At 43.0% G+C, this 12,159-nt stretch carries 12 protein-coding genes and 1 pseudogene; 7 read left to right on the top strand and 6 right to left on the bottom strand.

What is annotated here, in order from left to right:
* Positions 1–605: 605 nt before the first annotated feature.
* A complete protein-coding gene (locus ACFOLF_RS26110; protein ID WP_379113407.1) occupies positions 606–1,688 on the bottom strand; it encodes a lactonase family protein in 1,083 nt (360 codons plus the stop codon).
* 876 nt (positions 1,689–2,564) lie between these two features.
* Between ACFOLF_RS26110 and ACFOLF_RS38005 the strand changes: the two are divergent.
* The 3 genes and pseudogenes from ACFOLF_RS38005 (at position 2,565) to ACFOLF_RS26130 (ending at position 6,184) form a co-directional block, all read left to right on the top strand.
* Positions 2,565–3,899, top strand: a pseudogene (locus ACFOLF_RS38005) (IS110 family transposase).
* Between the two features lie 841 nt (positions 3,900–4,740).
* A complete protein-coding gene (locus ACFOLF_RS26125; RefSeq protein WP_054975466.1) occupies positions 4,741–5,697 on the top strand; it encodes a sigma-70 family RNA polymerase sigma factor in 957 nt (318 codons plus the stop codon).
* 61 nt (positions 5,698–5,758) lie between these two features.
* On the top strand, positions 5,759–6,184 hold the full coding sequence (locus ACFOLF_RS26130; protein ID WP_210044216.1) for an SRPBCC family protein: 426 nt from the start codon (positions 5,759–5,761) through the stop codon (positions 6,182–6,184).
* A gap of 79 nt (positions 6,185–6,263) precedes the next feature.
* On the opposite strand, the gene ACFOLF_RS26135 is transcribed toward ACFOLF_RS26130, so the two are convergent.
* Positions 6,264–6,680: a VOC family protein gene (locus ACFOLF_RS26135; RefSeq protein ID WP_133235147.1), complete on the bottom strand. Its 417-nt coding sequence runs from the start codon at positions 6,678–6,680 to the stop codon at positions 6,264–6,266.
* Between the two features lie 527 nt (positions 6,681–7,207).
* On the opposite strand from ACFOLF_RS26135, the gene ACFOLF_RS26140 reads away from it, so the two are divergent.
* Complete coding sequence (locus ACFOLF_RS26140; RefSeq protein WP_210044218.1) at positions 7,208–7,471, top strand: hypothetical protein; 264 nt, start codon at positions 7,208–7,210, stop codon at positions 7,469–7,471.
* Between the two features lie 228 nt (positions 7,472–7,699).
* Here ACFOLF_RS26140 and ACFOLF_RS26145 read toward each other — a convergent pair whose 3' ends face one another.
* From ACFOLF_RS26145 to ACFOLF_RS26160, 4 genes are all read right to left on the bottom strand, one after another.
* Positions 7,700–7,888 carry a hypothetical protein gene (locus tag ACFOLF_RS26145; RefSeq protein ID WP_210044220.1) on the bottom strand — a complete coding sequence of 63 codons (189 nt, stop codon included), beginning with the start codon at positions 7,886–7,888 and terminating at the stop codon, positions 7,700–7,702.
* 65 nt (positions 7,889–7,953) lie between these two features.
* Positions 7,954–8,385: a hypothetical protein gene (locus tag ACFOLF_RS26150; protein ID WP_210044229.1), complete on the bottom strand. Its 432-nt coding sequence runs from the start codon at positions 8,383–8,385 to the stop codon at positions 7,954–7,956.
* Complete coding sequence (locus ACFOLF_RS26155; RefSeq protein WP_187102023.1) at positions 8,382–8,588, bottom strand: helix-turn-helix transcriptional regulator; 207 nt, start codon at positions 8,586–8,588, stop codon at positions 8,382–8,384. The genes ACFOLF_RS26150 and ACFOLF_RS26155 overlap by 4 nt, the downstream gene beginning before the upstream one ends.
* 327 nt (positions 8,589–8,915) lie before the next feature.
* Positions 8,916–9,467, bottom strand: coding sequence for a TetR/AcrR family transcriptional regulator (locus ACFOLF_RS26160; RefSeq protein WP_210044231.1), 552 nt, complete (start codon positions 9,465–9,467; stop codon positions 8,916–8,918).
* A 148-nt stretch (positions 9,468–9,615) separates the two neighbouring features.
* Here ACFOLF_RS26160 and ACFOLF_RS26165 point away from each other — a divergent pair, with 148 nt between their 5' ends.
* The 3 genes from ACFOLF_RS26165 to ACFOLF_RS26175 all read left to right on the top strand — a co-directional run bounded on the left by ACFOLF_RS26165 (position 9,616) and on the right by ACFOLF_RS26175 (position 12,145).
* A complete protein-coding gene (locus ACFOLF_RS26165) occupies positions 9,616–10,554 on the top strand; it encodes a ketopantoate reductase family protein (protein ID WP_210044233.1) in 939 nt (312 codons plus the stop codon).
* Between the two features lie 379 nt (positions 10,555–10,933).
* Positions 10,934–11,263: a PadR family transcriptional regulator gene (locus tag ACFOLF_RS26170; protein ID WP_210044234.1), complete on the top strand. Its 330-nt coding sequence runs from the start codon at positions 10,934–10,936 to the stop codon at positions 11,261–11,263.
* A gap of 15 nt (positions 11,264–11,278) precedes the next feature.
* Complete coding sequence (locus ACFOLF_RS26175) at positions 11,279–12,145, top strand: pentapeptide repeat-containing protein (protein WP_210044618.1); 867 nt, start codon at positions 11,279–11,281, stop codon at positions 12,143–12,145.
* The last annotated feature ends 14 nt before the right edge of the window (positions 12,146–12,159 follow it).

Genomic DNA, 12,159 nt, shown 5'->3' on the forward strand with positions numbered 1-12,159 from the left:
TGTTGATCAGTACGTTGGCAGTCAGTCTGTTTTCTCTATAGGGGAAAGCTCGTGATCGGTAAGAAATGAATAATCAACAATAGTTCAAACCGTCTTATAATAGGCGGTTTTTTCTTTTGCAATTCAATACCTTTTCCCCTTTAAACCAAATGATGGAATGTGCCAAAGACATCGTCTGCAACACACATGCGCCGGATAAAAACGGCGTACCGAAGTTTCTAACCAAAAGCATGAAGTGTAATAGGTGTGCCTATTCAATGAACCACCGTCAGGAAGAGCTCGCATGAGTTCTTCTTTTATATTTATGCTACAGGATGAAAATAAAAAAGACGATTCATGTTGAACCGTCATCTTAGGTAGGTTAGGGCGGACAATAGGACTGTTTCGGCAATGAAGACCTTAGATATGAAACATCGGACATTTTATAGGAGTGTCAAGGAATATGAATCATCACAACTATAATGTCGATAGGTACATATCTCTTTTTAAGTTATCGTGCATGTTAGTGAGGAGCTTGCCGCGCAGCAGCTCCTTTTTTGCTTCTTCGCAAAATCTCGGTTTTACGAACAACGAGGAGGATAACAAATTAGATTACGGCATATAGATCAAATTACCACCAAACCTTGCGATCCAAAATAGGAAACATAACTTGACGCAGCAACCTGTAATCTAACTAAACGACTGCCCTCGTCATTGATTTGAAATACCGATACTGTACCCTGATTTCCGTTAAGCGTATAGAGATATCGTCCATCTTGACTGACTTCAATATTCATAGGAAAACCGGTTGGTATTCCTGCCGGCGTACTGGTAACATGCCCGGCTACCGTTAAGGCACCGCTGCTGCTAATTAGAAAGATGGTTATTGTACCGTTTAAGGTGTTGGTCGCATATGCAAAACGTTCATTTTTCGATGCCGTCACCCAACAAGTGGCCTTTTGTCCCGTTGGTACAGAGCCACTTATTACTTGAAGTATGCCGTTGTCGCTTAAGGAATAGGAAGAAAGCGCATTAGAACCTACTTCCGTAACTAAAAGCAGCCCGGAGGAAAGGAAATAAGAGCCAAACGGCATGTTACCATTGGATTCATTAATCATTGGTCCTGTTACCGTGCCATTTTGATTAACGTTAAAGACGCTGAGACGGTTTGTGGTAAGTTCAGGTATAACTATTTTGCTTCCTTCAGGAGTGAACAGGACTTGCGCGGGTTGAGCATTAATGGTGCTTAGAGAGCGAATAGATCCTGGAATAGGAATAAGACGCCCGTTATCATCTACGTAAAAACCAGAAATATTCGACGCAAAATGATTGGCGTCATCTCCTATATTGGAGACATAGAGAAGGTTTCCGAAAATACCGATACTATTGGGTTGGGCACCTCCTGATGGTTTTATGTCCGAGAAGATAAGATGACCATTTTTAGTTACCATAAAGCTGCTGATACTATGACTACCTGCATTAACCGCAAAAAGGAAACGACCATCACGGGACAAAGTTAAAGAGCCTTGAGAATGAAGAGGATCGATTCCATCGTTCGGCGTTGCGGTTGACACTTCCTTTGTCCCCGTACCTTTTCCATAGGTCGGATAGGAAGCCGCAAAGGTGAGCAATCCATTCATGTTCCTGTAAAATGCCACGACCTGATTCATTTCGTTTGTATTGGTCATCATGTATACCATACTCGGCATTTTAGTGTTCTCCTCCTGCATATGACCAAATTATCAGGTCAAATTATGATAAATTGGTTCAAGAATGATATGTTTTATATTATTCTTCGGATTTATCTTTGAGACCTAAAACCAAGCTCAATCAGATAAGACACAGACCAATTGATTACAATAAAAAGCATATATTACGTAAGAATAAAAAACATCGCCTTGGAGGAGAAGGGCGATGTTTTTTGTGTTTCATCCTAAGAATAAGGTCAATATGATGGGACACTAGTGGGGATTGCGAAATCCCCGCTATGGGTGGGCAATTTCAGTTATTGCTGTAAGGAGAAAATAAAGTGCTAGACTGAAAAATAAAGTGCTAGACTCAGCAAATAAAGTTTTCTTAGTGCTTCATAGCTCAAACTAAAAACTACATGCTACTATCGTAGGAGCTTAGATTGAATAATGGAAATTTAATTTTCTAATTGTTTATGGTTTAATATAAATGAACCAGTTTTACCCCTGTCTACAACGTGTAGCCTCAAAGGACTTTAAAGTTTGCGGAAAACTGGTTCAATTTCCTATGTATGTAGTGCAGGAAATCATAGTATAGATGTTGAACTATAATTTGTGCAGTGACCTCTAGGGAAGCCACCGTCATAGGCATGGAGCCGGCTAATTAATATACCTGGACTTCTATTATAGATGGCACTGCACCCTTACCCCAATATTCAAACCAAACTTGCCATGACCAGGCAAGTTTTATTTTTTATTTAAGAACCTTATAGGAGGAAAAATAGACCATTTTGTCGAAACAAAGAACCTTATAGAAGAAAATGCAGTAACCCTTGAAATAATTGGGGCATATCATGACCTCTTTGTATAATGTGGGTTTTACTGCACTATCGTTAAATCCTGACATGCGAAGTTGAAAAGCACAAATCAGAAATTAATAAATGGTATCAATTTTATGTGGGTTTAGACATCGGTGCAGATTTTCATGTTGCTGCTTGTATTCCCTTTGAAAAATTCCGTAATGAAAAGGAATGGAAACGGCAAAAGACTATGAAGTTTTACTCCGATGGAAAAGGAATTATTGATTTCCTAACACAGTTAGGGAACATACGAGAAGGTTTTGGATTAGATCCATCAGACTTTTTTATTTTGTTAGAGCCCACTGGTGGTCATTACTCGTATTTAGTGATGAAAGTTCTTTTGGATGAAGGGTATCATTTGTTCCAAGTTGAAAATAAATCGGTAAAAGATTTTCGTGAACGTCAACTAGGCCTTAATGAAAAATCTGATGAGATTGATGCCAGGATCATGGCCTACATGGGCTGGCATAAAACACTACACCCAGATATGAAGGGTATACGATTAGTAAAACCTGCGACCCCTACACAGATTCTTTTTCGAACTTTAACGAGGGATAGATGGCTTCTTTCTACTCAATTAACTAGAAGGAAGAACCAGATACAACAGCTTTTTTCAGTTACGAATCCTGAGCTAAAGCGAGCATTTAAAAAGCCTGGCTCAACAATAACTGTTATGAAATAAGTTTTGCAGTACCCAACAGCAGAAGACATGTCTCAAGCAACACAAGAAGAGCTACGGAAAGCTCTTATTTCTGTTGGAGCCAAAACGATAGCGACGAAGGATTCAGCAATTTTAAGTGAATATTTACCGCACACCTTAGCCGTCCAAGTACATGGAGATAAGGATAAACAGATCCCTCCTCAGCCCTACACTGCTTTACTTAAGTCGTTTCCAATTATGAGTGATGTAATGGCTTGTACATTAATTGGTGCTATTGGTGATGTTGAACGGTTTTCAAATTATCTTGAATTTAAAAAGTACTTAGGCGTCGTTGCTGAAAATAAAACATCAGGAATTTCCGTCTCAAAATCTAGACAAACATATGAAGGTGTAAGGGATACTCGTCGAATTCTATTTTTAATGGTACTGGTGCTCATATCGCCTAATACAAAATCAAACCTATTTAAACATTATTATGATCGTTTGGTTAAAGGGCGGGGAATGAGTAAACGAAAAGCTATTGGTCATGTATGTGGTAAAATCGCACAGGTGATGTATTCTTGTTTGAAAAATAATCAAATGTATGATCCAGTCTTACATGCCAAACATCTGGGTGTCCCTTGGGATGAAAAATGCTTGGACATAAGAATGCCCAAAAACGTTGATGAATTAGAATCTAAAGCAGCCGAGTTTTCTGAAGAAATTGTGTAAACTTTACAACAAGAAGACGGCATACCGGATACTACTCGGATGCCGTTTTCTCAACTAACAGGCAGGATAGCTCCAGTATTCAGGTCCTGGCGTGAGGATTGCGAATTATTTCGAATTGTCATTGCCAACACTTGGGCACTTGTCGGCAAAATAGGCCTGAAGCGCACATATATCGCGTTATCTGCAGGTTGGTGATAAATCAACTTTCCCTCCTGCGTTCGTGGAATCATCGTTGGTTTTGTTCACGGTTCGGGTGGCTCATTTCTTCTTTATAAAAATCTGCCGGATAACACGGAGATGTATGCCAATATTTTGTTTATTATCATTAGTCTTTTCATTCTGAGTGTTTCGAAGAATAAAAGGCAGGCTTGAGGGTACCAGATGAAACTCGAACCACACAGGAACAGAAGGGGCGAACTTTCACTCCTTTTTTTGCTGCTCTGCTGCACACTACTGCTCCATAGCCAGATCATATTCAGCCAGTAGCTGTTGCAGATGAAGCTTGTACGCTTTCTAGGCATGCTTGCGAATGGGTGAACAAGTATTTTTAAGCGAGAAAGTGGAGACCACTCGAACGATTGTTGTGCGAGAACGATGAAATCGCCGGGCATATGCGCTCAGCGTCTTTGGATTTATATTTTAACGTTGATGCTCTTCGTTATCCCTGGCCTTCCGACGCAGTATTGTTCATGAAGTTGATCGCCCACATATGGCCGTCCAAGTCCTCGAAGGCCCATGATAAATGAACCCATAATCCTGCCTATTATTCTATTGAGGCTGTCCGCTTCATTGCATATAATGAAGGTACCGCCCTTCGGGGAGATCGTTAAGGGAGGCCGCGATGAACGAGACCGCATTTGACGAACCATTATTTGCAAGCTTGAAGCCGGGCTTAACCTCGTTCTGTTACCGAATGCTAGGCTCCATGGACGATGCGGATGATGCCGTTCAGGAGACGAGTATTCGGGTCTGGCAGAGCTGGAGCACGTTCAGACAGGATTCCTCGTTCAAAACTTGGGTCTATCGGATTGCCTCCAACCTGTGCTTGGACAAGCTGAGACAATCCAAACGCCGCGCGCTTCCCGTTGACCTGTTCGATCCGGCCGTCGCCATCGTCGAGCCGCGCGACACGCTGCCGGACTCTGCCTGGATCTGGCCGTCTCCCGACTTTGGGGGCAATCCGGAGGATCGGCTCGTCCGCAGAGATACCCTTCAACTGTGCTTCATCGCTCTCCTGCAGACCTTACCTCCGCGGCAGCGCGCGGTACTCATTTTGAAGGATGTATTTGAATGGTCCTCCAAGCAGATCGCGGAAACGTTGGCGATGTCGCCGGCAGCGGTGAACAGCGCCTTGCAAAGAGCCCGAGAGACGATGGACCGGGCGCAGCTTCGCTCGGATGAGCTCAGCAGCATGGACGTTCAACCGGAGCAGCAGCTGCTGTCCCGGTATGTGGAGGCCTTCGAGCAATTCGATATTGCTGCGCTCGTCGCGTTGTTCCACGAGGAAGGCTGCATGTCGATGCCGCCCTTCGAGATGTGGATCCGTGGCAAGGAAGATTTGTCCGCCTTCTATTCGCTTACTCGCTGGCATTGCGAAGGTTCGCGATTTGTGCCCATTACGGTGAATGGCGGTTATCCGGCGTTGGCCCAGTATATGCCGGGCAAAGAGGGCTCTGGCCTGGTACCCTGGGGCATCCACGTCATCGAAACCAAAGAAAATCAAATCCTGCACGTTCAAAACTTCATTCATACGCCATTATTTTCGCGTTTTGGGCTGCCTGAGCGAATTGACCAATGAATTTCGTCATTGGCTTACGTCTATATCATTGAGAATATCATGAGAGAGGTGTCTATTTAAATTGGAAACGAGTCAACCGACGAAAGTAACCGTGCAAGCCGTCATTCAAGCCCCTGTCGAGAAGGTATGGCGCTATTGGACCGAGCCGGATCACATCACGAAGTGGAATCAAGCGTCCGAGGACTGGCATGCGCCAAGAGCCGAAAACGATCTGCGGGTCGGCGGCAAGTTTCTGACACGGATGGAAGCGAAGGATGGCAGCATGGGCTTTGATTTTGGCGGCGTCTACGATGTCGCGAATCGGCATGAGGCGATCGGCTACACCATGGAAGACGGAAGAAGAGTGGATATTGCTTTCGTCGATCAAGGGAATGAGACGAAGGTCATTGAAACGTTCGACGCGGAAAGCTCCAATCCCGTCGAGTTCCAGCAAGCAGGCTGGCAAGCGATCATGGACAATTTCAAAGCCTATACCGAACAAAACTAATCATCGCGAAGAAGACGCCGGGGAAGATGCCCGGCGTCTTTCTTTTTGAACCCTAGTACGAGCGTGCTCTCCGTTAGCCTTAACCTTGTGCCGCATCCATGTTCATGTAGTTAATGGCCCACAGATGGCCGTCCAAGTCCACGAAGCCCCAATGATACATGAACCCATGATATTCAGGTTCAGCGTGCAATTTCCCGCCCAAGGAGACCGCGGTATTCACGATTTCATCGACCTTTTCCCGGCTCTCGAAGGCCAATGCGATCGTCATCTGCGCATACTTGCTCGTATCGACGGATTCCTTCTCCGTGAGCGTATTAAAGAATGCTTGATTGATCAGCATGACCTGCAGGTTGTCGCCGATCACGATGGCTACCGAATTCTCGTTCTCGGGGAATTGCGGGTTGAGCTCGAATCCGAGTCCGGTGAAGAACGCTTTCGATTGTTCTACGTTTTTTACAGGCAGGTTGAAGCTCGTGAATGCGGACGTTAATGCCATTTTCAAAACACCTCTTCGTCAAATTAGTTTGTGTTCATTTATGCCTTCGTTTATATAGACGACAGCCGATCCGGGAATTCATCGGTCTCATGGATTCGGAAGCGTAAATTTTGAAAAATAACTTGGTATTGAGTTCGGATACCCGCCATTCCCGTAAGGTTGCTTATTCTTATTGTGCAGGGATAAAGATTGAACCTCTCTAAAAAGGAATTCGTCTGAATATATGACAGTTAAAGGGTGGGTATCGAGTGACGGAATGAGGGAACGGTATGGAAATTAATGATAAAACCGAAGTACGAAAGAAAAAGTTCGAAACCGTCGCCATTTCAGTATTAGGTTAAATGTCTTTTTCATGATTACATTTCTCCTGTTCTCTTCACTAATCGTACGTTTTGCTTATCTACAGTTCGTCGAGGCTCCGAGTCTCTAGGAACGCCACACAAGCATGATCACGAAGGGCGTATCCATCCCGCCCATCCGCGGCAATATCCTATCAAATCGACAGCATGAGCCGGATCGTCGGCGACATGAAGCTGACCAAGCCGGTCAAGGGGCAGAATCTGTATCTAACGATTAATCGCAAGGTGCAGCTAACCGCGCAGCAAGCCATTCTCAATCAGATCGCGACAACCCGGTTAATTACACAGCCTGCCGGCGAGATCCTGCAGGCTGTTCAGCTAACGGAAAACGATAGTTTAACAACAATGCATGCTGCCGCAAAATTAGTGGCAGCATGCATTGTTGATTTCGGAAATTCTAAGAAACTCTACATGTTCTTATGTATGCTTTAATTAGAACGTTTATTTGAAAAATTGGAAATCATATAGCTTTAAACGGCATGCTAGCATTTGTTATTTTTGATCTTAAGAACTACACTACATTAGACTGACGATGCTTCATTAAGCCTAACGGGTAGGAGGTTTAAGATCAATCTCGGTGAACCATACCATAAATAACGGCAAGTTTTTTCCGGAATTCCTTAAGGGGCGTCTCGTAGATTCCAGTTCAATGTCTCTTATTTATGAAACAACATCGAATTTCAAAGTATTTCGATGTACTACGATATATTCACCTGTTGATTTATTCATTACTTGAGACACTTCTTCGGTATGTGTTATCTCAATCCAATCATTTTGTATATCCACTAATAATTTTACTTCCACATTATTTTCTCCGTATTTTAAACCACTATAAGATAATTTCGTCATTGTCTTCATTCCTTTCTTCATGATGAATATGTGTCGAATGCGATTTTCAATAAACAGCGATTTTATTACATCTCTTTAAAGTACTTCAATCGGTAATAAACGCCGTATCCAAGAATAAACAGGTAGGCAAAAACCAATAGCAATACCACTGTTAAATCTATAGCCATCAAGGCAATTGCTGTAATTAAGGCTCCAAGCACAAAAATCATCATGTCATATGCTTTCGCTTTTGCCCGATTAGTGATTGCCAGATTACGCTCATCTTTCTTCTCGATCTCTAGCTGCTTTGCTGCGGCGGGACTATGCTTCATCGCGTAGCGCAACATTATTTCTCCCATACCGAGGCCGAACATACCAGAGCCAAGTCCAACGCAGATATAAGGCAACGCTCGCAGCAGACCTTGCGGATCTTCAATTGTTTTGATGAAGTACACACCGACTGCTAGTAAGGATACGCCTACAACGGTAATCAAATAAGACAAAATAGTCTTGTTCATACATTCTCATCCTCCTCATAAATAAAGATTTCTTCGATAGTCATACCGAAAAAACGAGCAATCTTGAACGCTAAAAGGATCGATGGGTTATAACGTCCGTTTTCCAGCGAACCGATTGTTTGCCGTGACACTTCAAGAGCCATTGCTAATTCTTCTTGCTTAATTCCGCGTTGCTTGCGGATTTCTTCTAAACGGTTGTTCAATGCGTTCACCCTCCTCATGGAAAGCTAACTTTCCACAAAGAAAGCATATCGTGCTACCCGATCAATGTCAAGTTTGCTTTCCATTTTGGCAATAAAACAGGCCATCCCACAAAGGATGGCCCCAAAACTTGCCGTTACAGACAGCGCGGTGAACCGTATCAAAAATAGAGGCAATTTCTCTGAAGAAAAACTTGCAGAAGTCTGTATTTACAGAATGCGGACCCTTAAGAGTAGGTTAGGTCAGTCTTTATGGAGTATATTGTGTAAACAAGCTTATGCGCGCTTTTTTATTGTTATACAACATATGGATTGGTTTGAATGACAGACTCATTCTTTAAAATAGGGCGTAATCCCTCTTGAATACAGGTTCTCCACTAACTTGAAAAATTCTTCTGACGATAAATCCTTTTGACGCTGGAGCCAAAGACGAAATAAAGAAAGGGAAGTTGTCAGGTAAAACTCAATTAAGTAAGGCGTTAAGGAATGGTTTTGCGGAACTTTTAATTCTAATTGATCCAAAGTGATTTCTTTTTTTAAGCGTTTTAAAAAACGGGTACTTCCATAATCACCCAAAAGGGCATTAAGAACCAGGAGATGTTCTCTTTTGTCCAGACAATAGAGCGTATCTTGAACCGTATGCATCGATAGCTCTTTATTCGCCAATTCTTTTTTTATGTCATTCAATAAGTCATTTTCAACAGAGTCTAACAATTCGTAAATGTCAGTAAAGTATTGATAAAAGGTGCTGCGGTTATATCCTGACTTATTCGCAATTTCCTGAACCGAAATTTTCTCAATCGGCTTTTGGCTATATAACTCACAAAAAACTTCTACAAACTTTTGTCTTGTTTTCTCCGTTATTTGGGGTTGCTTTTTCATGTTTCCCTCCTACTAGCGAATAAGATTATCATCCGACAAATAATAAAAAACTGATGATTGATCAAGGAATAATAAAGATTTATAATCACATCATACAACATGTTGTCTGATAATCAAAAGGAAATGTTAATAAGTAGGGGTGGTTTTAATGTCAGCAAAACAAGATAGAATTTTAATTTTTGGTGCAGGTGTCATCGGGAGCATGTACGCAATTAAGCTTATTGAAGCAGGGTTTGACGTTAGCCTGTTTGCACATTCTAATAGATTTAAATCATTAAGAGAAAATGGCCTGCAATATAAAGAAAAAGGTACAGTTAGATCGATACAAGTGAATGTCATTGATACGCTCGAAAATGACGATGTATACGATTTTATTTTCGTTACCGTTCGTTATGATCGGTCCGAATCAGCGTTGTTAGCGCTAAAAGATAATCAAAGCAAAAATATAGTTACGATGACTAGTAATTCAATTGGATTTTCTTCGTGGCTGGAAATCGTAGGGGATAGACTTTTACCAGCTTTTCCCGGCTTCGGCGGACAGATTAAAGATGGAGTATTGCATGCTCGATTTCTACCAAAGATTATAGTGGCAACTGCATTTGGAGAAATTAATGGTGTAGTGACAGAACGCATAGAAAACCTCGCAAAATTATTTAAAACAGCAAAGCTTCCCTACGTTATTAAAAAGGATATGCAAGCGTATCTAATCACACATTCGGTATCAGACATTGCCATGTTGAGCGTTTTGCATTCTGAGAATAAGATAATTGACAAAAAAACAGCCAGAACCAGAAAGACGGCACGCAAAATAACAGTCACTTTAAAAGCGTATCTAAGGGCAATACAAAAAGCTGGCGTTTCAATTGATCCACCAATGCTTAAAATGGTGCTTAAATTTCCAAACTTATTTTTGGATCTTTTCTTTATGACATGGCTACGAACTAAAATGGTTAGGGATATGATGTTGCCGGATTATGCGAATAATGCTAACAATGAGATTGTGCAGCTGAGTAATGATTTAATGAAATTTTTAAGTCAAAATGATATCAAATCGGAAATACAGGCTAACGGATCTCAACTTTGGTAGCTGGACGACCACCAGACGAATCAATACGTGAATTTGAACTGGTGTAAAAAGGCCACATAATTAATCTAAAGCCCTCCTTTAACCAGGAGGGCGCTTTTTTATATAAAGAATGGTGTGCTTGAGGCAGGCAGCTCGCCGGTGCTGCAGGTAGCCGGTCCAGATCCGGAAGAGCTCCGCTGCATCGTGGCCAGATTCATCACGCAGCGATGCTGCTGGACAACCAGGAGCCGGAAAGCCACTCACCGGCGCCTCGATGCAGCCGGATCCGATCCGAAAGAACTCCTCTGCAGCGAGTCCCCTTCATCAAAGTATTATAATTAAAATACTACCTTGACAGTCAAAGTAGTATGTCGTATTATACAGCTATGGAGGTGATCGCATGAGCGAGAACAAAATCACATCCGACCTGCTGCGCGGGCATACCGATACGATGATTTTACGGCTCTTATCCGAAGCTGACCGCTACGGTTACGAGATTGTCAAGCTGATTGCCGAGCGCTCGGGCGGTGAGTATGAATTAAAGGAAGCCACGATGTACTCAAGCGTAAAGCGGCTTGAGATAGACGGCGATATCGAGTGGTATTGGGGCGATGAATCTCAGGGTGGACGGCGTAAATATTTCAGGATTACCGAAAAGGGTGAGGCTGCTTACGACCGTAACAAAAGCAATTGGGAGTACGCAAAGCGCGTGCTTGAAAACTTATTATAAAGGAGACTGGATATGATGAATGAGAAATTGACCCACTATTTGAACGGCGTGTTTGCACCCTACGATGAGGTAAAAAGCGTCACCGAATTAAAGACGGACCTGCTCTCCGATTTGCAGGAGCGGTTCCGGGAACTCAAAGCCGAGGGCAAGAATGATGAAACCGCTTTTGAAATGACCATTGAAAGCATCGGCGACATTGAGCAAACGGTACTGGAAGTCGCTAACCTCTCCCGCGCGCTGGAGCGGCAGGTGGTGACAAACTTTAACGGAAGCAACCTGGCGAAAAGCGACTTTGCAGGCGTTACGGCCCATAAAGGACAGTTTAAAGGCAGCGCGCTGCACGGATCCGACTTTGCGGGCGCAGACTTGACCGGCAGTTCGTTTAAGGGCAGCGACGTGCGTGAGGCCAATTTCGACGGAGCGAACCTGACGGACTGCAGCCTATCTGCCCTTGACCTGACGAATGCAAGCTTCGATCAATCGATCCTTGTACGCACGAGCTTCAACATGTCGGAACTGGCCGGAACAAAATTTATCGGTATAAAACTGACCGATGTCAAGTTGACCATGACCGATCTTAGAAAAGTGATCTTTGAAAACTGTATGTTTGACGGCGTTGACTTCAATTCCTCCGATCTGCGAGGGTTGCGATTTGACCGGCAGACCTTTATCGGCGTCAAGTTTGATAAGGCGGCACTAAACGAAGTTTCATTTAAAGGCGCGACACTCAAAAATACTTCATTCAATCCTGGTTTTACATTGTCCAAGAAGTACTACCGCGCCATCAAAACCATCTGCTTCGACGGTGCGATGATGGATAAGCTGACCTATGCCTCCCTTAAAGGCATAGGTGCCAATTTGTCAAAAGTTACGGTTATCTAAGGGAGGGGAAGAAT

This window comes from Paenibacillus sepulcri (assembly GCF_042647105.1).
GTDB classification, from domain to species: Bacteria; Bacillota; Bacilli; order Paenibacillales; family Paenibacillaceae; genus Paenibacillus_Z; species Paenibacillus_Z sepulcri.

Coding starts and splice junctions, on each gene's coding strand:
- ACFOLF_RS26110 (WP_379113407.1), bottom strand. CDS start 1,688: ATGCCGAGTATGGTATACATGATGACCAATACAAACGAAATGAATCAG.
- ACFOLF_RS26125 (WP_054975466.1), top strand. CDS start 4,741: ATGAACGAGACCGCATTTGACGAACCATTATTTGCAAGCTTGAAGCCG.
- ACFOLF_RS26135 (WP_133235147.1), bottom strand. CDS start 6,680: ATGGCATTAACGTCCGCATTCACGAGCTTCAACCTGCCTGTAAAAAAC.
- ACFOLF_RS26140 (WP_210044218.1), top strand. CDS start 7,208: ATGAAGCTGACCAAGCCGGTCAAGGGGCAGAATCTGTATCTAACGATT.
- ACFOLF_RS26145 (WP_210044220.1), bottom strand. CDS start 7,888: ATGACGAAATTATCTTATAGTGGTTTAAAATACGGAGAAAATAATGTG.
- ACFOLF_RS26150 (WP_210044229.1), bottom strand. CDS start 8,385: ATGAACAAGACTATTTTGTCTTATTTGATTACCGTTGTAGGCGTATCC.
- ACFOLF_RS26160 (WP_210044231.1), bottom strand. CDS start 9,467: ATGAAAAAGCAACCCCAAATAACGGAGAAAACAAGACAAAAGTTTGTA.
- ACFOLF_RS26165 (WP_210044233.1), top strand. CDS start 9,616: ATGTCAGCAAAACAAGATAGAATTTTAATTTTTGGTGCAGGTGTCATC.
- ACFOLF_RS26170 (WP_210044234.1), top strand. CDS start 10,934: ATGAGCGAGAACAAAATCACATCCGACCTGCTGCGCGGGCATACCGAT.
- ACFOLF_RS26175 (WP_210044618.1), top strand. CDS start 11,279: ATGAATGAGAAATTGACCCACTATTTGAACGGCGTGTTTGCACCCTAC.